Genomic DNA, 26,608 nt, shown 5'->3' with positions numbered 1-26,608 from the left:
AAGCACAAGGCACCAAGCATGTTAGACAAATACATCACCCCAGTAATAAAGCCACTGTTAACCCCTGTTGTAGCGTTAATGCACAAACGCGTTATAACGCCCGACCAACTTACTGTGGCAGGCTTTTTAATAGGCCTATTAGCTGTGCCATTAATTGCGTATGAAATGTGGTACGCAGCGTTAACGGCTATTGCTTTAAATCGTATTTTAGATGGGCTAGATGGCGCATTAGCACGCCATGCAAATTTAAGTTCAAGCGCTGGCGGCTTTTTAGATATTACCCTCGACTTTTTATTTTATGCGGCAATTCCGCTTGGCTTTATTTTGGCAAACCCCGAGCAAAACGCCATTGCAGGTAGCATATTACTGGCCACCTTTATAGGCACTGGCTCAAGCTTTTTAGCCTTTGCCATAGCCGCCGAAAAATTTAAGCTCGAAAAACCCCAGTTTAAATACAAAAGTTTTTACTATTTAAATGGTTTAACCGAAGGCACAGAAACCATCGCGCTGTTTATTGCCTTTTGTATTTGGCCGCAGCACTTTGCCCTAATGGCGAGTATTTTTGCCACTGCGTGCGCTATTACTATTTTTACACGTATACATGGTGGTTATAACACGTTAAAACTCCAAGAAGCTGATGAGGTTAAACAAGCCAATGAGTAATGAAATTTGGTGGCGATTAGGGTTCTTTTTTAGCATTTTGGTTATTATGATGCTACTAGAATCGCGTATGCCCGCACGCAAATCGCCGATAAAAAGTACCACCCGGTGGTTGGCCAATTTTGGACTGGTGTTTGCGGCATCTGTAATTGCTCGCTTAAGTGTACCAATAGGCTTAACTGCCGTAGCGCTTTATAACCAAGAGCAGGGTATCGGTTTATTTAATCAAATAGCCACACCAAGTAGTGTTGCTATTATTTTAAGCATATTACTGCTAGATATAGTTATTTATTGGCAGCACCGGCTTTTTCATCAAGTGCCTATTTTGTGGCGTTTGCACCGTGTGCACCACGCCGATGCCCATGTAGATACCAGCACAGGTTTGCGTTTTCACCCTATCGAAATTGTGCTCAGTATTGTTATAAAATTGATTGCCGTTACCGCTTTAGGAGTACCTGCTATTGCAGTATTAATATTTGAAATAGCACTTAACGGATTAGCGCTGTTTAACCACGCCAATATACGTTTACCCAATGCCATAGAAAAACCACTTCGGCTCATATTAATGACCCAAATACTGCATCGTATTCATCATAGCCAACGCGTGAGCGAAACCAATTCAAACTATGGATTCAGCGTTATTTGGTGGGATAAACTGTTTGGTAGTTACAAAAATGAAGCGCAAAAAGCCGATAACGACATAGATATAGGCTTAAAAGAATACCCTAACCCGCAGCAAAACGCCTCGCTGTGGGGTTTGCTAATTATGCCGTTTAAACGTAAATAAGCTGCCGTTTCAAGTGGCTACAATACTATTTAAATAAACAATAAATTAAGGGGTAAATGCGTATTAAATTTACACATTTACCTTATTAAACCCCGCCAAAGCCTTCCCCCCCCTAAAATTTAATCTTAACAAGCTAAACACTTTAAAGGGTTTACTAACCTATTGAATGCTATACCACTTTCACTTTTTTTAACTTTCGTTTTTTGTAAAAAAGCAAAATTACACGCCATATAGTTAGCCTAATACGGGTAAATCATCGCAATTAGCGCTAAATGTAATTGCTGTAGGTCACTTTAATATTTACCGCTTAAGTAAAATATTAATAGATGTATTAAAAATGCAACATTTCAAATAATGTAAGCTGTTAAATTTATTAGCGATTTAGTTAATAACTCCAATTGGTAAACTGGTCTTACCGTAAACTAAATGTAAATAAAACACACAAATATGTTGACCATTTACGTAGTGCGCAATATTATTTGTAAGCGCTTACAAAAACACACGATAAATGTAAGCGCTTACAAAAATAAATATGGTTCTTTTTAATAAGTTTAAACACACATTCTGACAACAATCTGTGAAACCGGGGTTCAGCTATGAACATTGAAAAAACACACATTGCTCGCTTACTGGCTGCTATTTCGTTAGCGTCTTTAGCTGGCTGTGGTGGCGACTCAGCCACAACATCTAATTTTGAAAATATCGACGCTTCTGAGCCAGTTTCAGATTGGCAACTAGTATGGAGCGACGAGTTTGACGGCTCTGCCATTGATACTAATAAGTGGAACTTTGAATTAAACTGCGATGGCGGTGGTAACAACGAAAAACAATGTTACACCGATAACGAAGAAAACGCCTTTATACAAGACGGTGTGTTAAACATTGTTGCCCTACCCGCGACAGAAGGCGCTGAAAAGCCCTACACTTCTGCGCGTTTAAATACCCGTTACAATGCTGACTTTACTTATGGCCGCTTTGAAGTACGTGCAAAGCTCCCTTCGGGGCAAGGCAGCTGGCCTGCGTTTTGGATGCTACCAACCGATGAAGAATACGGTACATGGCCACGCTCAGGCGAAATTGATGTTTTAGAATCAGTAAACCTAAAAACCGCTGACGAAGATGGCGGTATTGAATCAAGCATTCATGGCACATTGCATTACGGCCGTGCATGGCCAGATAACAGCTACACAGGCCAAGAGTACAAATTTCCTGAAGATAGCAACCCAGCAGATGACTTTCATACTTACGCAGTAGAGTGGCAAGAAGGTGAAATACGCTGGTACGTTGATGGCTACCTATATGCCACACAGCGCCAATCAGAAGTATTATATAACTCCAAAGGCGAAGCAGCAGGTTTGAAACATCGCGGTTGGTTTGCAGAGTATTTTGAACAAGGTTCTGGCGAGCTAGAAACTCATTGGGATAGCGCTCCTTACGATAAAGACTTTCACTTACTGTTAAATTTAGCAGTAGGCGGCGACTGGCCTGAAAACGTAAATGAGTTAGGCGTAGATGCCAGCGCATTTGAAAACGGCCAAACATTTGCAATTGACTACGTACGTGTTTATCAATGTGCATCAAACCCAGATACCGGCAAAGGGTGTGAAACTATTCGCCCAGGTTACGATAGCCTAGACGATGCCCTGCTAGAGGGCGAAGCGCCTATTCCTAGCCCGCCATCTACAGGTATTGCTACACCGTTAACTATTTTTGGCGACAGCTTTAACCCTAACTGGCCAGCATGGGATTGTTGTGGTGGCTCTACACCTGCAATTGTAAGTGATGAAGAGCAAGGCGACGTTGTTGAATTTACAATAGGTAGCGAGCCTACAGTGGTTGGTTTTATTAGCCGCGATGCGTTTATTACTGATGAAAACGGCGCTGCAACGCCTTTTGATGCTTCACCTATGCTAGAAGAAGGCTACGTACGCTTTAAAATGAAAGTAACCAGCGCACCAAGCGTGCCAGACACACCTTGGTTTGTAAAACTTGAAAGCACAGAAGCCTCAACCGATGCTGATATGCCGCTTACAAGTAGCGTTGAAGGCCAAGCACCTGTAGTAGGTCAGTGGCAAACCTATACGTTTTTACTTTCTGACCTTGCTGACTTAGATTTAGATATCAGCGCAATTGACGTACTTATGGTATTTCCTGAGTGGGGCACGGGCGAAGGCGCAACCTTTTTAATTGACGACGTTGAAATTACACAAGACAACCTAGGCGCATCACCAGAGCTAACTATTTTTGAAGATGAGCAAAACCTAGCATGGCCAATGTGGGATTGTTGTGGTGGCTCAACACCTATCGAAGTGGTAGATGATGAAGCGCACGGTGTAACCGCTGAATTTAGTATTGGTGCAGAGCCTACAGTAATGGGCTTTAACAGCCGTACTGAAGTAGGTGGTGCAGGTGAGTCATTTGATGCAAGCAGCATTTTAGATGAAGGCGTTATACAGTTTGACTTAAAAGTAACGTCAACCCCAAGCGACCCGTCAACTGCGTGGTTATTTAAAGTAGAGGCAAATGGTGCAACTTCATTTGCAGAACTTGAACTAACGCAAAGTGTTGAAGGTGTAGCGCCAGTGACTGGCGAGTGGCAAACTTATACATTTAAGTTATCAGATCTCGCAGGTGCAGGCCTTGATGTAAGTGCAATTGATGTACTTATGATTTTTCCGGCATGGGGCGCAGGTGAAGGCGCGGTTTACCGTGTAGATAACGTTAAAATTTACAACCCTAATGCAGCGCCCGTTGCCTCTGGTGAGCTAAACGTATTTACAGATACAGTCGCCGATCAGTGGAGCATATGGGATTGCTGTGGTGGTTCAACACCTACTACAGAAACCGACGATGATCAGCACGGCGCAGTGGCTCAGTTTAGCATTGGTGCAACACCTACTGTAATAGGCTTCTTAGCCGATGAAGACGTATCGTTTGATGCATCAGCCCTGTTAGAAAATGGCGTTGTACAGTTTGATTTAAAAGTAATAACAGCACCTTCAAACGTGGATGCACAATGGTTATTTAAAATTGAATCAATTGGCGCTTCAAGCGCAGTAGAGCTGGCATTAACGCAAAGCAATGAAGGGCAAACACCTGTTACAGGCGAATGGCAAACATACACCTTCCCTATTCAGGAACTATTTGATGCGGGCTTAGATATTAGCGCTATAAACGTGCTCATGGTATTTCCTACGTGGGATATGGGCAACGGCGCATTATACCGCATAGATAACGTGATTATCGCGAATCCATAAAAACACACTACAATAGGCGCATGGCGCCTATTGCTACACAACAACATTTTATAAAGCAGAGCTATTATGAACACATTCAATTTTAAAAAGAGCCAACTTGCGGCTTCTGTGTCTCTTATCATTGCTGCAAGCACGTTAAATACGGCCATTGCTGCCGAAGCAGACACTGCAGCATCTCCTGATGTAGAAGTTATTGAAGTAAAAGGTATTCGTGGTTCACTTATTCGTTCTATGGATATGAAACGTGATTCATCGGGCGTGGTAGATGCCATTTCAGCAGAAGAAATGGGTAAATTTCCAGATACCAATTTAGCAGAATCATTACAACGCATTACCGGTGTATCGGTGAGCCGTGCAAACGGTGAAGGTAGCCAAATTACCGTACGTGGTTTTGGCCCAGAGTTTAACTTAATTACGTTAAACGGCCGCCAAATGCCAGGCACAGGTTATACGCGTTCGTACAACCTTGAAAACATTGCCTCAGAGGGCGTAAGTGCGCTAGAAGTATTTAAAACAGCGCGCGCCGATGTACCAAGCGGTGGTTTAGGTGCTACAGTTAATATTTCTACTGCGCGCCCTTTTCAAAAGCCAGGCCAAAATTTTTCAGCCACGGTTAAAGCAAATCACGACTCATCAAACGAAGCCGGTGATGATGTAACCCCGGAGCTTTCGGCTGTTTATAGCAACACATTTGCAGATGACAGATTTGGTTTTGGTTTTTCGTTTTCGCATCAAGAACGCGACTTTCAAAAACAACGCGCCAATATTCAAGGTTGGCAAGCCAATGTTGATTTACCTGAATTAGATAGCAGTAACGTTGTTGATAACCGTACTGACCCATCAGGTAACTACTACTTCCCTAAAGACATGAACTACTCTATTGAAGATGTAGAGCGTGAACGTACTAACGGCCAAGTTACTTTTCAATTTGAACCGGTTGATGGCTTTGTAGCCACCTTAGATTACACAGCAAGTAAAGCGGTTACGGGCTCTGAAAGTATTGGTTGGGGTATTTGGAACGACTTTGGTAGCAATATTAATGGCTACGAGCTTGATGAAAACGGCACCGCTGTTTATGCCGATATTAGCGGTAACGATGCCTCGTTTACAGCTAACAAAGGCACCACAGAAGTAAAAGCACGCTCTATTGGTTTAAACCTAGAGTGGGAAATTAACGACACGTGGCACGTTGAACTTGATTACCATGACTCTAAAAATGAAACCGATAACGGCGCCGATGACGGGCTAGGCAGTACCGGCCAAGTGATTTTAGGCTCTGATCAGCTAGCAAATAAAATTTACGATTACCGCACAGGCGAAATTCCAAGTGCTCAAGTTAACTGGTTAAACGGCACAAGCGAATTAACGCCAGGCGAAATTGACTCTAACTTTAGCCAATTTACGCACTCGCCAGGTGAATCAAACATTGAGCAATTACAATTACATACCACTTGGTACAATGAAAACTTTGATATTGGCCTAGTTAAAGTAAAATTTGGTGCATCGCGAACTGAGCAAAACACCGGTGGTTACACTGCATGGAGTGGTTTAGTGGGTGGCCCTGGTTTTAACCCATCGTACACAGAAATATTCCCAGATAGCATGTTTACTCGCCACGATACGTCGGGCCTTTTAGATCAATTTGATGGTGGCGGCAGCAACTTACAACCAGGTTACTACTACACCTACGATTTTGACGAAGCAGTGGCTCGCCAAATGGCTTACCTAACTTCTGATGTAACCGGTGGCGATGCATACGCAGCCAATGCTTACATGGATGGTATTGATAGCGAAAGCTACGTAGAAGAAATTACAAACAGCTTTTATATTCAATCAAGCTGGGAGTTTGATGTAAGCGATTACTACGTAAAAGTAAACGCAGGCCTGCGCTACGAGCAAACAGATGTAACCAGCACAGTACGCCAGCGTGTTGAAGAACAAGTAAACTGGATCAGCGCCTCAGAGTGGATAATGCAATATGCAGCCGGCGGCGATGATAACTTCTTAGAGCAGCAAGGCGATTACGACATATTATTACCGTCAATCGATGTAAGTGTTGATTTAACCGAAGACGTTGTAGCCCGCGTATCATGGGGTAAAACTATGTCGCGTGCACCACTGGGTGATTTAGCCGGTGGCCGTAGCTTAACAGGCAGCCCAAAACCTGGCTCGCGCACGGGTAGCCAAGGTAATACAAATTTATTGCCGTTTGAATCAACCAATCTCGACTTATCCTTAGAGTATTACTACGCAGAAGGCAGCTACGCCTCTATTGGTTACTTTAAAAAAGACGTAGATAACTTTATTCAAACCACCATTACGCAAACCACGATTGAAGGCCTATACGACATTTTAAACGGCCCACGTTACTTACAAGCAGTTAGCGATATTGAATCGCGCGGCGAGCAAGCAACCACCGATGCTATTTTTGCGCAAATGATTAGCAATGGTTATGGCAATGCGAATGGCGTCATTGAGCCAAATAGCGATGACCCACTTATGGTATGGAACATAAGCCAACCACAAAACACCGACAGCAAATCGGTAGATGGTTTTGAAGTGGCTGTTCAGCACTTAATTGGCGAAACTGGTTTTGGTGTAGGTGTTAACGCCACGTTTGTAGATGGCGATGTAGAATTTGATAGCGAAAGCCTAGACCAACAAGCTCCGCTTACAGGTTTAAGTGACTCTGCTAACTTTCAAGGCTTTTACGAAAAAGACGGCCTATCAATCAAAATTACTTACGCATGGCGCGACTCGTACTTAATTGGTGTAGGCCAAGCACAAGGCTCAGCCGATGCACCACCGCAATATGCTAAAGCCTACGGCCAATGGGATATGAGCGTTAACTACGATGTAAACGAAAACGTAACGGTATTTTTTGATGGCATAAACTTAAACAATGCCACCGAAGAAGGCTACGGCCGTTACGAAGAGCAATTTTTATTTGCTAATCAGTACGGCCCTCGTTACTCAGTGGGTGCTCGTTACACGTTTTGAACTATTCCCTAGTTAGAATAGTTAAGCCGCTTGTTTCAACAAGCGGCTTTTTTTATAACGTTTTTATTTGCTCAAGCAATACATCAGTTGTCCAATCAATGCCGTTATATGCCACATCGGGTTGGTAAAAGTCTCCTGCCCCATGTAGCGCATAATACAGTGATTGTATTTTGTTTTAACCAAGCCTAATTGCAATTACCACAAAACAACTAGTCTATTTTTTAGGCAAAAATCTAATGCATATTTTACTAAACTGCAAAGTTAAGATGGGTGCTTCGTTTATTTTTACCTAAATGCCAGCTCTAGAGATTGCTTAATGCTTGAGTAGACGAATCCATTCATCGGGGTTTGCTAAAATAAAGTCATAAGTATCTTCATTATCTAAAGTGATTGTTATGGCATCGCTTGTTAGTGGTAAAATGCCTGCGCCTGTCCCTGCTGACTTTTCAATTTTTACGATTGCGCTTCGTGTAAAAGTATAAGGCCCTAAACCAGCACTTTCATTGTATGGCTCAAAACGTACTTCACCTTGCGTTACATAAAATTTACCATCGGCTTTTGCAACACCACTTTGATACGTAGCGGTAGATGATTTGAGTATTTTATTGTTCATTCGGCTTTCCTGCTAATTAATTTACGTCAATAAAATGTATACACTTAGTAAGTTATATAGCTTTATACTTTAAGGGAATTAATTTGTACCCAAAAAGCAAATTATGATAACACCCATTTTATTTAGCCTATTAGGATCTAGGCTTCGAAAAATACAAAGTTTGGATGGGTATCTTGTTAATTCTTTCTCTGAATTTTTTTAACTAAAGGTACTATCGCTAAAGCTAGCAATACGGCAAGAAACAAGCTCACAAGCGTATTACCAAACACCCATCTAAAAAAGATCCCTGAGAGAGACAAAACAAAAGCTGACCAAAGCCATGGATTTATATTCTGCATACTATCTAGAGCACCTAATAACACCCTACTTAGGGGCGGAAACACATGGGCTATAATTTGGATCGAAGCGACGCAGCCCATGTGTATGCATCCCAGCGAACGAAGTGAGTGTGTTGATTAGGTTGTTAGGTGCGTGCATATTTAAACCACTACTCTAGGGGCTTTACCATGAAAGCCCAAGTATAGTTTTTTGAGATTATCTGGCACGAGAGGCCAGCCACGCTCAATACCTTCTTTTGTACCTTTCCAGAATAAGTGCTCTGCATAATATACATCTATGTATTCGGATTCTGCTTTGGTTGCAGTATCTAGTTTTTCGCTCATGTACTGCAACTGTTCTAATGCCTCTTCTAAATTACCTTGGTTAAACAAAATGGTTGTCAAATTTGCGAACTCTTCCATTAGGAATGTGAGTGCCCATTTTTCATATTTTTCCATAAGAGGCACAACGTCAGGAAATTTAGTGCGGATTTCTTTTAAGAACTGTCTTATCTTTGAACTGGCCATTGATTTCTCAGAAGCACCTAACGCCGTTTTAAGCGGCATATTACAGTTGGCTAAAATAAGTGAGGAACGAACAAAAAGCCAACTGTAATTTGTCCGACTTGAAAACCCATGTTAGGTGCGGACACTTTTCTTACTTTTATCCCAAACGATACGAAAATCTCGAAATGATGGTCTAGTTACCTTTACAATCACGCTTTTATTTTTGCTAGCGTAAGCGCCAACTATATCGGCAAAAACTAAATCTGATTTGCAACCTATATAAACTTCTTTAAGCAACATATCACTATCAAATTCTTTAAAGCGCAAACCTTGACTAGCTATTGAATCATTAGTGTTTTGGATTATTAAACGCCTTTCCTGCTCGTAACTCCAATGGCTAAACTTGGTAGTTAACAATTTCTCATTACAATCGGCTTGATTTAAGGTTTCTTTTACAAGGCGCTCTGAAACATATTTAACTTTCCGAAGCTTTTTTTCATCAATTTCGAATCCTAGACAAACACCTTTATGATTGTCAGCATAGTGAGCCCATTGAACAGGATTGTACTTATCTTCACTAAAACAGAGCAAACCATATTTTTCCGAAATTTTAGACTTTTCAAAATTCACGGCCTTGCGAACAACTTCATCTCGTAATTCAATGCCTAAAAGCTCAAATGGATCATTTACGTTTGAAAAATCGGATATTTTCAAACGCTCGTTTTTGAGGTTCTCAATTCCGTATTTTGCAGATGTGAAGTAATAAAATAGCATAGCTAATATCGGCACCTAACAACTTTGTCTACGACATTTGTCGTTTTATAAACCGACAAATGTCCCTATATTACGATGCTTTTATCTTAGCCAGCAAATAACCACCTGTAAACAATTAGTTAACTACAAAGAAATCTCCATTAATGCAGTAACACACTAAATTGGGGGAGATCAGTAATATCCGACAATGCATAAATCACTGCTCATTTTTAGAGCAACTTTTATAAAAAGTTAATATCGTAAAATCGTTTTTAACGCAGGTAATGGCCTATTTAACGCGCTTAGGTTTTAACGCTTTAAACGCGGCTGGTATTGTACTTATATATTACAACACGCTTAAAATAGTGTTGTGAGTACAGTGAATAAAAAAGCGCTGCAAATATGCAGCGCCCTCATCACTTAATGGTTGTTGTGTTTAAGTTTGAACTGTTTTATTAAAAAAAGCCGAGCGGATCTTCGCTATAGCTCACTAATAAATTTTTAGTTTGTTGGTAGTGATCGAGTGCTAGTTTGTGTGTTTCGCGCCCTATCCCTGACTTTTTATACCCACCAAATGCAGCATGTGCTGGGTACATGTGGTAACAGTTGGTCCACACTCGGCCAGCTTCAATTTTGCGCCCCATGGTATAAGCACGGTTCATGTTTCGGCTCCACACCCCTGCGCCTAAGCCAAATTCTGAGCTGTTGGCAAGTTCGAGTGCTTCGGCTTCATCTTTAAAGGTCGACATAGAAATAACAGGGCCAAAAATCTCTTCTTGGAATACACGCATGTCGTTGGTACCTTTAAGCAGTGTAGGTTGTATGTAATAACCACCATTTAAATCGTCATTTAGCTGCTCTACGTTTCCGCCGGTGAGTACTTCGGCGCCTTCTTTTTTACCTATGTCTATGTAACTAAGTATTTTATCAAACTGTGCTTTTGAAGCTTGAGCGCCCACCATGGTTTCGCTGTCGAGTGGATTGCCACGTTTAATTTGTTGGGTACGTTCGAGTATGCGCTCAATAAATTGCTCGTATATATCTTCTTGAATAAACAATCTTGATGGACAGGTACATACTTCGCCCTGGTTAAAGTAAGCAAGTACGGCGCCTTCTATGGCTTTTGATAAAAACGCGTCGTCTTTTTCCATTACATCATTAAAAAATATATTGGGCGATTTACCGCCAAGCTCTACCGTTGAGGGAATAATGTTTTCAGCAGCACATTTTAAAATATGTGAGCCGACAGGTGTAGAGCCTGTAAATGCAATTTTAGCAATGCGTTTGCTTGTGGCCAGTGCTTCGCCTGCTTCTTTACCAAACCCATTTACAATATTGAGCACGCCTGCAGGCAGTAAGTCACCAATAATGTCCATTAAAACTAAAATAGAGGCCGGTGTTTGCTCAGCTGGTTTTAGTACCACACAGTTACCTGCAGCAAGAGCTGGGGCAAGTTTCCATGCTGCCATTAAAATAGGGAAGTTCCACGGAATAATTTGCCCAACCACACCTAACGGTTCGTGAAAATGATACGCCACCGTGGTTTCGTCAATTTCGCCAATACTGCCATCTTGCGAGCGTAGGCACCCTGCAAAGTAGCGAAAATGATCGGCCGCGAGCGGAATATCAGCCGCGAGTGTTTCGCGAATGGCTTTACCGTTATCCCATGTTTCGGCAACGGCTAGTAGCTCTAGGTTTTGCTCAATTCGGTCGGCTATTTTTAGCAGTATATTACTGCGCTCGGTCACCGAGGTTGTGCCCCACTGCTCTCGCACTGCATGCGCTTTGTCGAGTGCTAGGTTTATATCGTCTTTGTCGGAGCGAGGTATTTGGCAAAATACCTTACCGTTTACTGGGCTTATATTATCAAAATATTGGCCATTTACAGGCTTTACCCACTCTCCACCAATGTAATTTCCGTATTGTTGTTTAAAGTTTACGAGTGCGCCGTCGCTACCTGGATTCGCATATATCATGTGTGTGCTCTCTTTATTGTTGTTAGCTAAAGGTCGAACATTTATATAAAACAAAATGCTTTATATTTAGTTTGACATTAGCCTAACGAGCACCTAAAAACTTGATTAGCTGTCCACAAAAGTTGTCTGTGAGTCCACACTAATAAAAATTTAAAGGATTGATATGCACACATCTCAGTTAAACAAAAAACGCCAACAACTTGATGTTTTAATAGAAAATAAAGTGACATTTGCAGCAGATAACAGCGAGTTGAGCATTTACGACACGTACCAACGCGCACAAAAGGTGGCACTGCATTCAAAGGAGTTACTGTTTTGTGCCATGCTCAGCGGTAAAAAAGTAATGCACGTAGAAAGTAGCCAATACCATAAAGCATTTTTACCCCACGAGTCGTTTGTATTAGCGCCAGAGCAAGGTGTATTAATTGATTTTCCACAGGCATCAATGCACGCCCCAACCACATGTTTAGCAATTGAAATAAGCAAAGATAAAATAAACGCTGTGGCGAATGCGCTTAACATGCAGCAAAGCTTTGCACACGATGGCGGCTTATTCGAGTATGTGCCGCAATTGGTGCATAGCCAACATAATAGCCAAACACAGCAATTATTAGAGCGCATGGTGCATTTATTTAGCGAACAAGGCGCACAGCGACATTACTTAATTGACTTATCGTTAAACGAATTGATCACCCGGTTGTTACAACAACAAAGTCGCGATTTATTACTCGCTAATAGCGATAAACCACGCCTTAAAACAAAAATAAGCGATGCACTGCTTTATATTGAAGAGCACTTAAACGAAACGCTCGACATAAATACCTTGTGCAAAATAGCCTGCATGAGCCGCAGTAAGTTTTATCAGCAGTTTAAACTGGCATTTGGGACTACCCCAGCCCTTTGGCAGCAACAATTAAGACTTAAAAAAGCCCGCAATCAATTACTGCAAGGCCATGCAATTAGCCAAGTGTGCTTTGATGTTGGGTTTAATAGCGCGAGCCACTTTAGTCGTGTATTTAAACAAACCTTTGGCATTGCGCCTAAAGAGTGCCGGCATTAAGGCTAAAACCTTATTTTTTACTTTGCTAACGCCCTGAATATGTTAGTTTATTAACATGAGTATTGAGTAAAGAATTGGTATGAGTAAGCAAACCCGCTGGACCCTAAAAAGTATTGCTAAAGAGTTAGGTGTATCTAACGCAACAGTCTCTAATGCGTTTAATCGCCCTGATCAGCTATCGGCTAAACGCCGAGACGATATTCTTGCAGCGTGCAAAACCTTGGGCTATTACGGGCCCAATAAAGCCGCGCAATCGCTTCGCAGTGGTACGTTTAATATTGTGGCGTTAGTGCTGCCCGATAGCGTGGAATATATGGTGTCGGACCCTGTGGCCAGCAGCTTTATGCGGGGTGTAACCTCGGTGCTTGAAAAAAACGGCATTAATGTTTTATTGTTTTCTGGTAATAGCGATAACCTTAACAGTGTGGTCGACTTTGTTGATGGCTTTATTTGTTATGGCCGCCCTCGAAATCACGCATTAGTAGAGCAGTTAAAAACGGTCTCTAAACATGTGGTAACTATTGATTTTGATATAGCCCGCAATGCCTCAGTAAATATTAATAACGAGCAAGCAAGTTACGAAATAGCCAAGCATGTTTTAAAAAATCAAAGCGATAAAGTCGCTATTTTAGGCTTAAGATTACTTGATGAAAACGTATTGTGCCGCGTATATGAGCACCACGAATTTGAAACAGGGCAATCTATTTCGCACCAACGTTTACGGGGTTATCAACGTGCTTTAAGTGAGGCAAATATAACCGTAGCTGATGACCGCATTTGGAATATACCTGAGAGCAGCGAGCGTTTTGCTAACATTGCCGCTAAAGAGGTGTTGAGTGCCTCCCCTCGCCCTAACGTTATAATTTGTATGAGTGATTTAATTGCCCTTGCCACCATGCGAGAAGCGATAAAACAAGGCATAAAAATAGGTGAAGAACTGCGTATTGTCGGCTTTGATGGAATAGACGAAGCCGCTCGTTTTGTGCCTCGCCTAACCACTATTCATCAAAACAGCCAAGAAAAAGGCGTAATGGCCGCCGAACTATTTATATCTAAAGAAGAAAAAATATGTGATGTAAGTTACGAGCTAGATATTGGCGCAAGTGGTTAATAGGTTATGTTAAAAAGGACTGGGTAAACAAAAGCCAAGCTCAAGAGCTTGGCTTTTATGTTTTAATAGCCTGTTAGGCTAACAATGCGTTTAAACTTATCGTTGTTTCTTCATCACCATTTACTTGGGTAATAAGTGCATCTCGCGTTTTAAAATTAACACTTAATGCAATAGACTTATCTTCAAGTTGCCACGTTAAACAACATATTCCCTGGGTGCCGTGAGCACTAAACTCTCCTGCAAAAGCGGGGTGTTCATTACGTAATTTAATGAGCTCTATTAAACCTTTTACTACAGGTTTATTGAGTGCGTGCTCAATTGTTTCAGTATTTAAATACGGACGGTTAATATCACGGCCCACATTGGTACGCGCAAGTAAATCCATATCGTTTTCGCAGGCAAATAAACCACCGTAGTACACTTGCGGGACACCGGGGGCAAAAAACTGTATGGCACGCGAAATCAAATAATCTAAATCGTTAGCGCCTAATGCATTGTAATACGTGCAATTTACTTGGTATAAATCAACGTTACTGGCAGCAGCACCTGTAGCTTGGCGGCTTTGGTTGTTACTGTTGGCATGCATGGTTTCTACAAGGGTATCTATTTGCTGTGCATTTAATAGCCCTGGCTTGTCGCCCATTGGGCCAGCATCAATAATGCCTATGCCGTCGTGTGTATCAAGTACCGTTAAACAGTTGCGTGGTGAAATTTGTAACCATTTAAGTAATGCATCTACATCGTTATTAAATAAGCTATGTAAAATAAGCGGCGGTAATGCAAAGTCGTAAACCATGTTTACACGCTTTGCTACTTCTACTTGTGTTTGGTAGTGGCTATGAATTTCAGCAATGGTTTCCATGCCAAGCTCGTTTGCTTGCTTTGATAAGTTATCTAGGTAGCCAAAGGTTTCGTCTAGCATAAAACAGTTAGTACCGGCTTGTTTAATTGCGTAACCCGCTGCATCTAAACGAATAATATTTACGTTATTTTCAGAAAACTTAGTTAATACGTTATTTAAATACGCAATACCCGCTTCAACTTTTACGTTTATATCAATTTGGTTATCGGTAAACGTGGTCCAAAAGTCATACGTTTGACCATCGCCACACTGCATTGGCGTAAAACAGCTACCGGGGCGCGGGCGATAAATTGCTTGTTGCTCAGCTTCGCTCATACCATTTGGAAAAACGTCTTCTTTTGTTAAAAACAAATCCCAAAATTTTGATTGTTTACCTTTAGCTAGCACATCTTGAAACTGATAAGACTGCGCTGAAACATGGTTAACGATTAAATCGGCCATTAGGTCATGGTTTTCACCCAATGCTTGAATATCGCCCCATGTACCAATGCGAGAATCTACTTCGCTGTGATCAATCGGGTCAAAGCCTGCATCGCTGCCATCAATCGGATTATAAAACGGCAAAAGGTGTACACCACCAAAAACGCCCTTAAGTTGGCCATTTAAAAGCGTAGTAAGTGCGTTTATATCTTGACCTGTGATTCGATCAGCATATGTGATCAATTGAACTTTATTCTTCATCATGTGTGATTACCAAGTTGAAACTTAATCGATTAAGATATATCTTTAACTAGCACGTACAATTTTACAAGTAATTTTTAAATATTTTACATACAAAAGTTGTGGCAAAGGTAATACTAACTAGAGTAAGTGATTGAGTTATTACTATAACTTGAGCCACAACGAGGAAAAATCACATGACGAATTTACACACACACTCGCAAAGCGACCCAATGCAGCGCATACGAATACTCACTTACATGATGTTTTTTATGTTTGCGATGACCTCAGATGCAGTAGGTATGATCATCCCTGAACTAATCACAGAGTTTGGTTTAAGCATGACCCAAGCCAGTGCTTTTCATTATGCACCTATGGCACTTATTGCCTTTAGTGGCTTGTTTTTAGGCTTTTTAGCCGACAGTCTAGGCCGTAAACAAACCATAATGCTGGGCTTACTTATTTTTTCGCTCAGCTGCTTTTTGTTTGCCTTTAGCAATAGCTTTTCGGTGTTTTTAATTTTGCTGTGCTGTATAGGGTTTGCCATTGGTTTATTTAAAACCGGTGCACTAGCGCTACTTGGCGATATATCTGCAAGTAACGCAGAGCACACTAAAACCATGAACAAAGTAGAAGGTTTTTTTGGTATTGGTGCCATAGTTGGCCCTGCGCTGGTAGGCGTACTGCTTACTCAAAACGTGAGCTGGACTTACCTGTACATTATTGCCGGCGTTATGTGTTTAATTTTAGCGTTAATGGCATGGCGCGCCGACTACCCAAGTGTTGTTAAAAGCACAGAAAAACCCGCTTCACTTGCCACCACCATGAAAATGATTAAAAACCCGTACGCACTTGGTTTTTCGTTGGCTATTGCATTATATGTGGCTACCGAGGTTGCTATTTACGTGTGGATGCCAACACTTTTAAAAGATTACACAGGCTCGTGGCCTTTACTTGCAACCTACGCACTTACTATATTTTTTGTATTACGTGCTGCTGGGCGCTTTATTGCTGTATGGCTTTTAAATCACTTTAGCTGGCAAGGGGTTATGGCTTATTTAAGTTTAGGCATCGCGCTGTGTTATGTAGGCACTTTGGTAGGCGGTGTTGATTGGGCGGTAGGCTTGCTTCCGCTTTCGGGTTTATTTATGTCGATGGTTTACCCTACTTTAAACTCTAAAGGTATATCGTGCTTTCCTGTTGCACAACATGGTGCAGTAGCGGGTGTTATTTTATTTTTTACCGCGCTTTCGGCCGCACTTGCGCCTTTATTTATGGGCATGATAAGTGATTACTTTGGCCACGTACGCTACGGTTTTTACTTAGCTACCGGCTTTGCTGTGATCTTATTTTTAGCCATGCTTTATAACTTTTACCGCGACCCTGCGGCAAAAGCATTAACTAAAAATGCATAAATGGCTGCTCAAGCCAGAATAAAAATACCTTTAAAATCAATATAAAAACAAAAAAAGTGCAAATTACACACAAAAACAATTTGCATATTGTAAAAACTTTGTTATTTTTACTTAATCGATTAAGTAAAAATAACAAACTCACACAACACAATGAGGCGTTAACATGACAACACACCACACACCTTTATATTTAATCAGTGCCTTAGCACTTGCAGTAAGTCAAGGCGTTCATGCACAAGACGAGCAAGAAACCAAAGTGCAAGCTAAGCAAGGGCTTGAAACAATTGTTGTTACCGGTGTACCTCGCCGCACAACTATTATGGCATCGAGCTCATCAGTAAGCAGTTTATCGCTTGAGCAAGTTGAGGTATCAACGCCACGCTCAACGGCTGAAGCATTTAGAATTATTCCGGGTGTTCGCGCTGAATCAACAGGCGGTGAAGGTAATGCAAATATTGCAGTGCGTGGCTTACCTGTAGCATCGGGTGGCGCTAAGTTTTTACAACTGCAAGAAGATGGTCTGCCTGTAATGCAGTTTGGTGATGTTGCCTTTGGTAACGCCGATATTTTTATGCGCCTTGATAACACAGTGCAAACAATCGAATCAATTCGCGGTGGCTCAGCCTCTACATCAGCCAGTAATGCACCTGGCGGCATAATTAACTTTATTTCTAAAAACGGCGAAAACGAATCGGGTAGCGTATCTACAACTGTTGGCCTAGATTACGACAGTGTACGCACCGATTTTGAATACGGCACCTATTTAACCGACAGCGTGCGTTTTCATGTAGGTGGTTTTGTACGCCAAGGCGAAGGCCCGCGCGAAACAGGCTACACATCAAATAAAGGTGGCCAAATTAAAGCAAACCTTACTAAAGATTTTGAGAACGGCTACGTACGCCTTTATTACAAACACCTAGACGATAAGAGTGTTGGCTACCTTCCTATGCCAATGTACTCAAATGGTGATTCTATTGCCGGGTTTGATGCGCAATCAGATACACCGCATTCAGCATTATTTACCAAAACAGTGCGCCTAAATGGCGAAAACCAAATTAGCAGTGGCGATTTACGCGACGGCATGAACCCTAAAGTGGATGCAGTAGGTTTTGAAGCTGTATTTGATTTAGATAACGATTGGCGTATCGAAAACCGTTTTCGTAAATCGTCAATTAGCGGCAACTTTAACTCGCTTATTCCTGCTGAGGTTGGCAGCGCATCGTCTATTGCACAAAGTATTGGCGGTGTAGGCGCAACACTGAGTAACGCAAACACAGGCGAAGCATTTAATGATGAACTTGCCATGCGTATTCACACTTTTGATGTAACGCTTAATGACTTTGGCTCTATTGTTAACGATTTTAAACTGACTAAATCGTTTAGCGATGACACTAGCCTAACCTTTGGTTACTTTGCCTCAACGCAAAACATTGCTATGTCGTGGTTATGGAACTCGTACTTAATGGAGCTTAAAGGCGACAATGCGGCACTTTTAAATGTAACCGCAGCCGATGGCACTGAGTATTCAGAAAACGGTTTATACGCATACGGCACACCTTATTGGGGTAACTGTTGTCAGCGCGATTACGACACCGAGTACGACACTCGCGCACCGTATGTTGCGTTTTCAACAAAACTTGGTGATGTAAGCATTGATGCAAGTGCCCGCTACGACAGCGGTGAAGCACGCGGTAACTACGCAGGTGCCGTAACCTCAACAGTAGATATGAACCGCGACGGTACTATTTCTATTCCTGAGCAAAACGTTGCAGGTATTGATATAGCTAATGCAAGCCCAGTAAATTACGACTGGAGCTACTCGTCTTACTCTGTAGGTGCTAACTACCAAATTGACCCAAGCCTAGCGACGTTTGCACGTATTAGTAAAGGTGGGCGCGCAAATGCAGACCGTTTATTATTTGGTAAAGTACGCAGTGACGGAAGCGTAGCCGATGAAGATGCAGTAGATGAAGTAAACCAATTTGAAATTGGTGTGAAAAAACGTTTTGATTCGTTCTCGGTATTTGCAACAGCCTTTTACGCAGAAACAGAAGAGCAAAACTTTGAAGCAACATCGCAAACCTTTTTCGACCGTGAATACGAAGCAAAAGGGATTGAGGTTGAATCAACTTACTTTATGGATGCATGGGACTTTAGAGGTAACTTTACTTGGACCGATGCTGAAATTGCAAAAGATGCGCTAACTCCTGAAGTTGTAGGTAACACACCACGTCGCCAAGCGGATTTAATTTACTCATTAATGGCGCGTTACAGCTACGATAAAGGCGCGGCAGGTGTAAGCTTTATTGGTACAACCGATGCTTACGCACAAGATAACAACGACCTTAAGTTTGACGGCTACACGCAAGTAAATGCGTTTGTAAGCTACGACTTATCAGAAAACTTAAACCTTGCGCTTAATGTAAACAACCTATTCGATACAGTAGGTATTACAGAAGCCGAAGAAGGCTCAGTACCAGAAAACGACATTATTCGTGCCCGTACTATTAACGGCCGCACTACGTCGGTTACTTTAAAATACGCTTTTAACTAAATGTGTGTATTGCGCTGCAGTGAGTCATCGCTGTAGCGCCTTTTAAAGTATGAATAAATAACACCCTTCATGTTTTAGCCCAGCTTTGCTGGGTTTTTTAGGATATTCCAAATGACCAAACTCCTGTGCTTAGGCGAGCTTTTAATTGATATGCTGCCACAAGATGCTCATAACTCAGCGTACTTACCCATCCCTGGTGGTGCGCCTGCTAATGTTGCTGTTGGCTATGCAAAACTTGGCGGTGAGGCTGCATTTTGTGGTGGTAAAGGTGACGATCATTTTGCCAATCAATTAAGTAATGCATTGGCTCAATACAATGTAAATACAGACTATTTATTTACCATTGCTGGCTCACAAACCGCCATGGTAATAGTAAGCCTTGATGAAACAGGCGAGCGCAGTTTTGGCTTTTATCGCCATAACACAGCCGATGTACTTTTAACCCAAGCGCATTTAGCGCAAATAAATTGGCAAAGCATAAGCACCCTGCACTTTTGCTCAAACACCCTAACCGATCCAGCCATAGCTAGCACAACGGTTAAAGCGCTAGAACTTGCTAAAACACATAATAAGCTCGTTAGTTTTGACGTAAATTTACGCTACAGCTTGTGGGAAAATACCCATGATATAGCCAGCAATGTAAAAGCCTGCTTCGCTTATTGCGACATAGTTAAGCTTTCGCGCGATGAACTTAATTTTTTAGCAAAGCATAGCGAAACAACGGGCGAAGATTACATTCAAATGCTATTAAATACCGGAGTAAAACTGGTGTTTTTAACCGACGGGCCAGAGCCTGCTACGGTTTACCACAGCGCATTTATACTTAACGAATCGGCACCAAAAATAAACGCAGTAGATACAACAAGCGCGGGCGATGCTTTTATAGCGGGAGTTTTATACTATTTAAATAACTTAGGGAGTGATTTATCACTAGCAGATAAGTTAAATGATGAAACTAGCATAAAAAACGCCCTGCACTTTGCCCTTCAATGTGGCTCTAAAGCGTGTTTAGCTAAAGGCGCTTTTCCGGCATTACCTGTGCTGGCTGATGTAATGTAACTCTTAAGTAGAGTGCAAGGTGCTTTAAATAATAAAAAACGCTCTTGAGAGCGTTTTTTATTATTTAATTATTCATCTAGCCAATCGATGGCGGCGGTGGCGTTTTCGTAGTATTGCACCTCGCCTGAAATAAACCAGTTGCCTATTTTAGCCATGCGGGCTTGCCATTCTTGATTGCCATAAATAGCAATTTTATTAAATTCTTTTGAGTGTCTTACGCCAAGCTTTAAATCATCCCACGCGGCGCGAAGCTCCCAACCTTCTAGCTCGCTGGCATCAATAAGCACGTTTGCTATAGGGTGTTTAACCTCGCCAAGGGCTGAGTCGATCATGGGGGTAATGACTTTATAGTCGTCGTGGGTTAGCGTTCCTACAGCTTTTAGTTTTAAAAAAAATTCTCGGCCTGCGCGTTCAATACCAATAGATAAACCATGTGTTGTGTGTACCATGCTGCTCTCCTTAATCGGGTGCGCTTATGTTATTTACAGCCTGTGTGAATGGGCTTAATAACGAAAGCTGGAGTTAATTAAAGCCTATAAAGTGAAATTATTCCCTTTAAAAAATAAAAACCCCAAAAATACCCATCACTTACTGAGTTAAACCATAAAACTACACCGTATTAAGTTAATTAGTACTGAACTAAATCAAACAATAATGCTATTTGCTAAGCGTTTTGTACGCGCTCTATTTGTTTATCTACATCTGTTAAGTGCCCTAATTTAAGCCACACTTTTGCACCTCGCTTACCTGCGGTTATATTAAGCTCACTATTAATAGGCAGCCTTAACCAGCTGTGTTTTACTAATACGTCTGATTGCTCACTTATTTCGCCTTCAAGCACGAGTAACTCAGCACCCCCGTTTGCACTAATTTGCATGTTGGCGTCTGCCTCAAAATGCAATAAGCTCACATCTTCAAAGTCATCTTTATAAAGTGGGGTTATGGCAAGGCCTTTAAATGTGTCGTGTTGCACGCTGCCCATATGCTGTGTTTGTAAGCGTACGTGGGTTCTATCTTGTGGTTGAAATTGCCAAAGCTTTACAAATATTATGCAGCCTTCATCTGAGCCTGGTTTGTGCTTTGATTGCGGTGGGTTACGAATATAAGAGCCTTGTGGAAAATCGCCATGCTCATCTTTAAATACCCCTTCTAGTACAAAAAACTCTTCGCCGCCTGTATGCACATGAGGCGAAAACTCGCTCCCTGGTGCATAACGTACAATGCTTGTAGCACGGGCTACTTCTGCGCCTACTCTATCAAGTGGGCGCCTATCAACGCCCGCCATTGGCGAAGGGTTCCAATTAAGTTGCTCACTATGAACAACGACTCTCTGGGTAAAATCGGCGGCTATTTTCATTTTATTACCTTTAATATTGCATAGTGTGAGGGTAAATTTTATGCATAAAAAAAGCGAGCTTAATAAGCTCGCTTATTTAATTTTTAACGCTTTACGCTACATCTAGCTTTTTATGCTTAGAATGTACAAACACTAAACCTACTAAGCCAATAACAACCACAGCGGCACCAATTGGTTTACCTAAGTCGGCCGATAAATTAAAGCCAATAGCAGCAGTCATAATGTACGAAAGTGTTACGCCAGTAGCGATAACGGCAGGTATACTGGTGATCCAGTGGAATGCACGTCTATCAAATAAGTACTTAGTTGCAAGCCATAGCACACTGGTTGAAAGCAGCATGTTTGAAAATGCAAAGTAGCGCCAAATAACCGAGAAATCTAATTTAGTCATGAAAAAGGCAATCGTTAAAATTGGCACAGCCAGTAATAAGCGATTACGTAAGCTTTGCGGAATATTAAACGCATCAACCACGGTTAAACGCAGTGAACGGAACGCCGTATCGCCAGAGGTAATAGGGAACACCGCAACAGCAATAATGGCCATAATACCGCCCATTACGCCTAAGTAACTATTTGCTACATGGTTAACCACTAAACCTGGGCCACCTTGATCAAGCAATGCTTTTAAGCCTGCGTAACCTTCTGGGAATGCAGCAATACCCGCAAGTGCCCATACACAACCTACAATGCCTTCACACATCATTGCGCCGTAATATACTGGGCGTACGTATTTTTCGTTTGTTAAACAGCGGGCAATAATAGGCGCTTGGGTAGAGTGAAAGCCACTAATAGCACCACAGGTAATAGTAATAAACAGTAACGGCCAGGTTGGCAGGCCATCAGGGTTTGGCTCTAAAAAGTCATGCGCGTGGTCTGCTTCAAAGTAGGCTAAAAAGTCGCCTGCAACTGGTAAATGTGGCGCATCTAGTAATAACGCACCGGCTATTAATGTAGTCATTACAATCATTAATAAGCCAAATAGCGGGTAAAACTTAGTAATAATTTTATCAATAGGTAGCAGGGTTGCTAAAAAGTAGTACGCTAAAATAGCCAAAACCCAAAAGGTATTATTAGCAAAAAAAGTGCCTTCAAATACATCTAAGTTACTTAATAAGCCTGCTGGGCTCATAATAAATACAACGCCCACAAAAAATAGCAGCATGGCTGTAAATATTAGCATAAAGCCTTTAAACACAACGTTGTAATAGTGCCCTGCTATTTCTGGTAAGCTTTTGCCATCTTCTTTAATGCTCATCACACCCGAGAAGAAGTCGTGTACTGCACCGCCTAATACGTTACCAAGCACAATCCAAACAAGTGCTACTGGTCCGTAAAGTGCACCTAAAATTGGGCCAAATATAGGGCCTACGCCCGCAATATTTAAAAACTGAATTAAAAATGCACGCACAGGGTGAATGGCTACATAGTCAACACCTTCGCTAAAGCGTTTTTGTGGTGTATCAACTGTTGTATCCATACCTGCTTGTTTTTCAACAAACGGGCTATAAAACTTATATCCCAGTATTAAGATTGTTATGCAGATAAAAAAGATGATCATAAAGCACGTTTCTCTTTTTGTATTTGGAGTATAGAGCGCCTAATTGCCGCCCCGCCTTTCAATCCATGAATAATCGACGAACATTAACAAAGTATTAATCCCCCCGCTATAAGACGAATAGCTAATACACAAGGGTCTGTAGACCTTTCAAGGTTAAATTTGCAGCAGCCTGTTTGGTATTTAGGCAAGGCAGAGCCTATGTGGTGTGGTTATTCCCCATAAGTAGGCGATAACGCAGCATTAATTCCAAACAGGCGCTGCCCTTCGGGTTCTGTCTAGGGGCGATTTACTCTTTGTTGCCTACATGGATGTAGGTAAGGGGCGTGAGCAGGACGCGGAAGATTTGCTCGGTTTTGACTTATTCTTACATGGATGTAAGCCATTAGGATAACGCAGGAGCAGTTATCGAGCCCACTAGGTTACAAACCTCGCGCCGCGATTAAACCGCCCCTAGTTTGAACAAATTTCAAACTGCAAAGGTCAACAGACCCTATTTGAGTTACTTTTTATGCACCTTGCTCAACACTTAATCTAAACGGCTTTATTAATAAAAATTAAAGCAAAAAAAAAGCGGCTTTACTATAAAAGTAAAGCCGCTTACACACACAATGATTGGGTGTAACTGTGATTTTTTACGTTACGCTGGGCTCATAAACTCGTTAATTTGTTCATGAGTAAGTGTAGGTGTAGCACCGGCACTTTCGGCCACCATAGCACCTACTGCACACGCAAAATCAACAGCATGTTGTGCACAATCGCTACTACAAAGCTGATAAATTAACGACCCTAAAAACGAATCCCCCGCGCCTACTGTATCCACAACGCTAATTAAATAACCTGAGTTATAGTAATTTTCGCCTTTTATGGTTAGTAGTGCACCGTGGCTGCCTTTAGTTACACATAAGTATTCGGTGTTAGTTTGCTGTGCAATAAACGCTAAGTTTTGCTCAAGTGAATGGAACTTACAGCCCATTGCTTTGGCAATTTCATAAAGCTCTTCATCGTTTAATTTGATGAAGTCGGCTTTATTCATTAAATCTACTAATGTGTCTAACGTGTAGTGTGGCGCACGTAAATTTACGTCAAACACTTTAAAGTTAGCTACATCAACTAATTGGTTTAATGTGGCAAGTGAGGCTTCGCTTCGGCCAATAAGGCTGCCAAATACAAATACATCACTGGCTTTTACTTTTTCAATAAGTGAGTCTGTAAGCTCAATGTTATCCCACGCTGTATCGGCAACTATTTCGTAGCTGGCTGAGCCGCTTTTATCTAGGGTAACTTGTACTGTGCTGGTTTTTTTGTCGTTATTAACGCCAATGTATTCGCAGCTTACGCCTTTGCTTTTAATTTCGCCTAGTAGCTCAGTACCCAGTTCATCGTTACCTACAGCGCTTATCATGTCGGCTTTAATGCCCAGTGAGTTAATACGCACACACATGTTAAGCGGCGCGCCGCCTAAGCGTTTATCGTTTGCAAAACAATCCCATAGTACTTCGCCAAAGCAACTTACGCTTACGTCTTCACCTTGTTTAGAATCAATTAAAATGCTCATTATTAGTTACCTTTAGGCTCAAGCACGTTATTCATAATTGCTTTAATTTTGCTAGCCGGTGCGTATAACGCTTCTACATTGTTTTTGTAGTGAGACGTAAAGGCACTTTGCGTATTTAAATCGCCAAATAAGCTTGTTAGCGATAAAAATGCAAGGTCATCAGTCGCCGTTTTAGCCGCGGCTTCATGTAACTCGCTTTGCATTGCATCAATTATTTCAAGCTTATTGCCTTGCTCATCTTCGCCTTTATCGCTGTAAAAACACCATGCAGCAATAACCAGGGTCGCAAGTGATACATCACGGCCATGGGCTAGATTTTCGTTAATGGTGGCAATTAAAAACTTAGGTAGCTTTGCTGCGCTTTCTGAACAAATGCGCGATAAGCTGTCTTTAATGTTTGGATTAGCAAAGCGCTCAATTAGCGTGTCTTTGTAGATTTCAAGATCAATGCCTTCTAATTTTTCTAGGTTAGGCGTTACTTCTCTATCCATAAACGCACGTAAGTACTTAGCAAATAAAGGATCTGATACTGTTTCGTCAATTGTGCCGTAGCCATGTACAGAGCCTAATAAACCCAGTACCGAATGGCCTGCATTTAATAAGCGTATTTTCATGGTCTCAAAAGGTGTTACGTCACTTACAAATTGTGCGCCAACGCTATCCCAATTTGGGCGTCCGCAGCAAAATGAGTCTTCAATGACCCATTGTGTAAACGACTCACAGGTAATTGGCCATTCATCGCTAACCCCGTACGCATCAACAACGTAGTCAATATCGCTCTTTTTAGATACTGGCGTAATACGGTCAACCATTGCATTTGGGAAAGTTACGTTAGTAGCAATCCACTCGCTTAGTTCTTTGTCTTGCTCGGCCGCAAAGGCAAATAGCATTTTACGCGTTACATTACCGTTGTGCTGAATGTTATCGCACGACTGTACTGTAAACGCATCAAGGCCTTGTTCTTTACGTAGCTTTAATGCAGCAGTAATGTAGCCAAACGCCGTAATTGGGTCGTTCGGGTTATTAATGTCGTTAATAATGTCTGGGTTTGAGTAGTCAAACTCACCCGTAACTGGGTTAAAGTTATAGCCGCCTTCGGTAATGGTTAACGACACAATATGCGTATCGCTGTGCGCAAGCTTATTAATAACCGCTTGTTTGTCCTCTGGAGCAAACAAAAAGTCAATCATAGAGCCAATAACTTTGTTATCTATTTGCCCATTTGGGTGTCTTACCGTTAGCGTGTAAAGGTAGTCTTGCTGCTTTAAAATATCGCGCAGACCACGGTTACCTTCTAATAAGCCAACACCACAAATACCCCACTGTTCAGCACCTGGCGTTTTTAATAGCTCGTTAATGTACACCGCTTGGTGAGCTCGGTGAAAGCCGCCCACACCAATATGAACTATACCCGCTTTAAGCTTACTACGGTCGTAGTTTGGTGTATCTACATGGCTTGGCATATCTGCCAAGCTTTGTTGGTTTAGCCCTTTAACAAGAGCGTCAGTGTGCTGGTGTTGCGTCATGGTGCGGCCTTACTAAAACAA

19 protein-coding genes are annotated in these 26,608 nt (G+C 41.8%); 9 read left to right on the top strand and 10 right to left on the bottom strand.

Annotation, left to right across the window (positions count from 1 at the left end):
- Nucleotides 1-18 precede the first annotated feature (18 nt).
- The 4 genes from PAT01_RS04230 to PAT01_RS04215 all read left to right on the top strand — a co-directional run bounded on the left by PAT01_RS04230 (nucleotide 19) and on the right by PAT01_RS04215 (nucleotide 7,704).
- Nucleotides 19-663 carry a CDP-alcohol phosphatidyltransferase family protein gene (locus PAT01_RS04230; RefSeq protein ID WP_154944881.1) on the top strand — a complete coding sequence of 215 codons (645 nt, stop codon included), beginning with the start codon at nucleotides 19-21 and terminating at the stop codon, nucleotides 661-663.
- Entirely contained in the window at nucleotides 656-1,447 is a 792-nt protein-coding gene (locus tag PAT01_RS04225; RefSeq protein ID WP_154944879.1) for a sterol desaturase family protein, read from the top strand. The genes PAT01_RS04230 and PAT01_RS04225 overlap by 8 nt, the downstream gene beginning before the upstream one ends.
- A 596-nt stretch (nucleotides 1,448-2,043) precedes the next feature.
- Complete coding sequence (locus PAT01_RS04220) at nucleotides 2,044-4,704, top strand: glycoside hydrolase family 16 protein (RefSeq protein ID WP_154944877.1); 2,661 nt, start codon at nucleotides 2,044-2,046, stop codon at nucleotides 4,702-4,704.
- A gap of 66 nt (nucleotides 4,705-4,770) precedes the next feature.
- Complete coding sequence (locus PAT01_RS04215) at nucleotides 4,771-7,704, top strand: TonB-dependent receptor (protein ID WP_138576722.1); 2,934 nt, start codon at nucleotides 4,771-4,773, stop codon at nucleotides 7,702-7,704.
- 313 nt (nucleotides 7,705-8,017) lie between these two features.
- Here PAT01_RS04215 and PAT01_RS04210 read toward each other — a convergent pair whose 3' ends face one another.
- The 4 genes from PAT01_RS04210 to exaC form a co-directional block, all read right to left on the bottom strand.
- A complete protein-coding gene (locus tag PAT01_RS04210; protein WP_024596978.1) occupies nucleotides 8,018-8,317 on the bottom strand; it encodes a hypothetical protein in 300 nt (99 codons plus the stop codon).
- Nucleotides 8,318-8,796: 479 nt separating this feature from the next.
- Nucleotides 8,797-9,162, bottom strand: a complete 366-nt coding sequence (locus tag PAT01_RS04205; protein WP_154944950.1) for a DUF7674 family protein — start codon at nucleotides 9,160-9,162, stop codon at nucleotides 8,797-8,799.
- Between the two features lie 111 nt (nucleotides 9,163-9,273).
- On the bottom strand, nucleotides 9,274-9,930 hold the full coding sequence (locus PAT01_RS04200) for a DUF2971 domain-containing protein (RefSeq protein ID WP_138576720.1): 657 nt from the start codon (nucleotides 9,928-9,930) through the stop codon (nucleotides 9,274-9,276).
- Between the two features lie 419 nt (nucleotides 9,931-10,349).
- The gene (exaC, locus tag PAT01_RS04195; protein ID WP_024032776.1) at nucleotides 10,350-11,870 is read right to left on the bottom strand and encodes an acetaldehyde dehydrogenase ExaC; all 1,521 of its coding nucleotides are present in this window, start codon (nucleotides 11,868-11,870) and stop codon (nucleotides 10,350-10,352) included.
- A gap of 163 nt (nucleotides 11,871-12,033) precedes the next feature.
- On the opposite strand from exaC, the gene PAT01_RS04190 reads away from it, so the two are divergent.
- The gene (locus tag PAT01_RS04190; protein ID WP_154944875.1) at nucleotides 12,034-12,930 is read left to right on the top strand and encodes an AraC family transcriptional regulator; all 897 of its coding nucleotides are present in this window, start codon (nucleotides 12,034-12,036) and stop codon (nucleotides 12,928-12,930) included.
- A 79-nt stretch (nucleotides 12,931-13,009) separates the two neighbouring features.
- Nucleotides 13,010-14,041, top strand: a complete 1,032-nt coding sequence (locus PAT01_RS04185; protein ID WP_121638349.1) for a LacI family DNA-binding transcriptional regulator — start codon at nucleotides 13,010-13,012, stop codon at nucleotides 14,039-14,041.
- Between the two features lie 73 nt (nucleotides 14,042-14,114).
- On the opposite strand, the gene gtfA is transcribed toward PAT01_RS04185, so the two are convergent.
- Nucleotides 14,115-15,587, bottom strand: coding sequence for a sucrose phosphorylase (gtfA, locus tag PAT01_RS04180; RefSeq protein WP_154944873.1), 1,473 nt, complete (start codon nucleotides 15,585-15,587; stop codon nucleotides 14,115-14,117).
- 173 nt (nucleotides 15,588-15,760) lie between these two features.
- Here gtfA and PAT01_RS04175 point away from each other — a divergent pair, with 173 nt between their 5' ends.
- The 3 genes from PAT01_RS04175 to PAT01_RS04165 all read left to right on the top strand — a co-directional run bounded on the left by PAT01_RS04175 (nucleotide 15,761) and on the right by PAT01_RS04165 (nucleotide 20,591).
- Nucleotides 15,761-16,978 carry an MFS transporter gene (locus tag PAT01_RS04175; protein ID WP_154944871.1) on the top strand — a complete coding sequence of 406 codons (1,218 nt, stop codon included), beginning with the start codon at nucleotides 15,761-15,763 and terminating at the stop codon, nucleotides 16,976-16,978.
- 163 nt (nucleotides 16,979-17,141) lie between these two features.
- Entirely contained in the window at nucleotides 17,142-19,532 is a 2,391-nt protein-coding gene (locus PAT01_RS04170; protein ID WP_024032781.1) for a TonB-dependent receptor, read from the top strand.
- Between the two features lie 111 nt (nucleotides 19,533-19,643).
- Nucleotides 19,644-20,591: a carbohydrate kinase family protein gene (locus tag PAT01_RS04165; protein ID WP_154944870.1), complete on the top strand. Its 948-nt coding sequence runs from the start codon at nucleotides 19,644-19,646 to the stop codon at nucleotides 20,589-20,591.
- A gap of 68 nt (nucleotides 20,592-20,659) precedes the next feature.
- Here the strand turns inward: PAT01_RS04165 and PAT01_RS04160 are convergent, their stop codons facing one another.
- The 5 genes from PAT01_RS04160 to PAT01_RS04140 form a co-directional block, all read right to left on the bottom strand.
- Nucleotides 20,660-21,040: a SpoIIAA family protein gene (locus PAT01_RS04160; RefSeq protein WP_004589535.1), complete on the bottom strand. Its 381-nt coding sequence runs from the start codon at nucleotides 21,038-21,040 to the stop codon at nucleotides 20,660-20,662.
- Between the two features lie 215 nt (nucleotides 21,041-21,255).
- The gene (locus PAT01_RS04155) at nucleotides 21,256-21,948 is read right to left on the bottom strand and encodes a cupin domain-containing protein (RefSeq protein WP_154944868.1); all 693 of its coding nucleotides are present in this window, start codon (nucleotides 21,946-21,948) and stop codon (nucleotides 21,256-21,258) included.
- A gap of 91 nt (nucleotides 21,949-22,039) precedes the next feature.
- Nucleotides 22,040-23,506, bottom strand: coding sequence for a carbon starvation CstA family protein (locus PAT01_RS04150; RefSeq protein ID WP_004589533.1), 1,467 nt, complete (start codon nucleotides 23,504-23,506; stop codon nucleotides 22,040-22,042).
- A gap of 637 nt (nucleotides 23,507-24,143) precedes the next feature.
- A complete protein-coding gene (locus PAT01_RS04145; RefSeq protein ID WP_154944866.1) occupies nucleotides 24,144-25,061 on the bottom strand; it encodes a carbohydrate kinase family protein in 918 nt (305 codons plus the stop codon).
- Nucleotides 25,062-25,063: 2 nt separating this feature from the next.
- Complete coding sequence (locus PAT01_RS04140; RefSeq protein WP_154944864.1) at nucleotides 25,064-26,587, bottom strand: mannitol dehydrogenase family protein; 1,524 nt, start codon at nucleotides 26,585-26,587, stop codon at nucleotides 25,064-25,066.
- Nucleotides 26,588-26,608: the final 21 nt, after the last annotated feature.

This window comes from Pseudoalteromonas atlantica (assembly GCA_007988745.1).
GTDB lineage: Bacteria > Pseudomonadota > Gammaproteobacteria > Enterobacterales > Alteromonadaceae > Pseudoalteromonas > Pseudoalteromonas atlantica.
The sequence above is the reverse complement of the archived record's forward strand: the minus strand, read 5'-3'. Positions and strand labels throughout refer to the sequence as shown.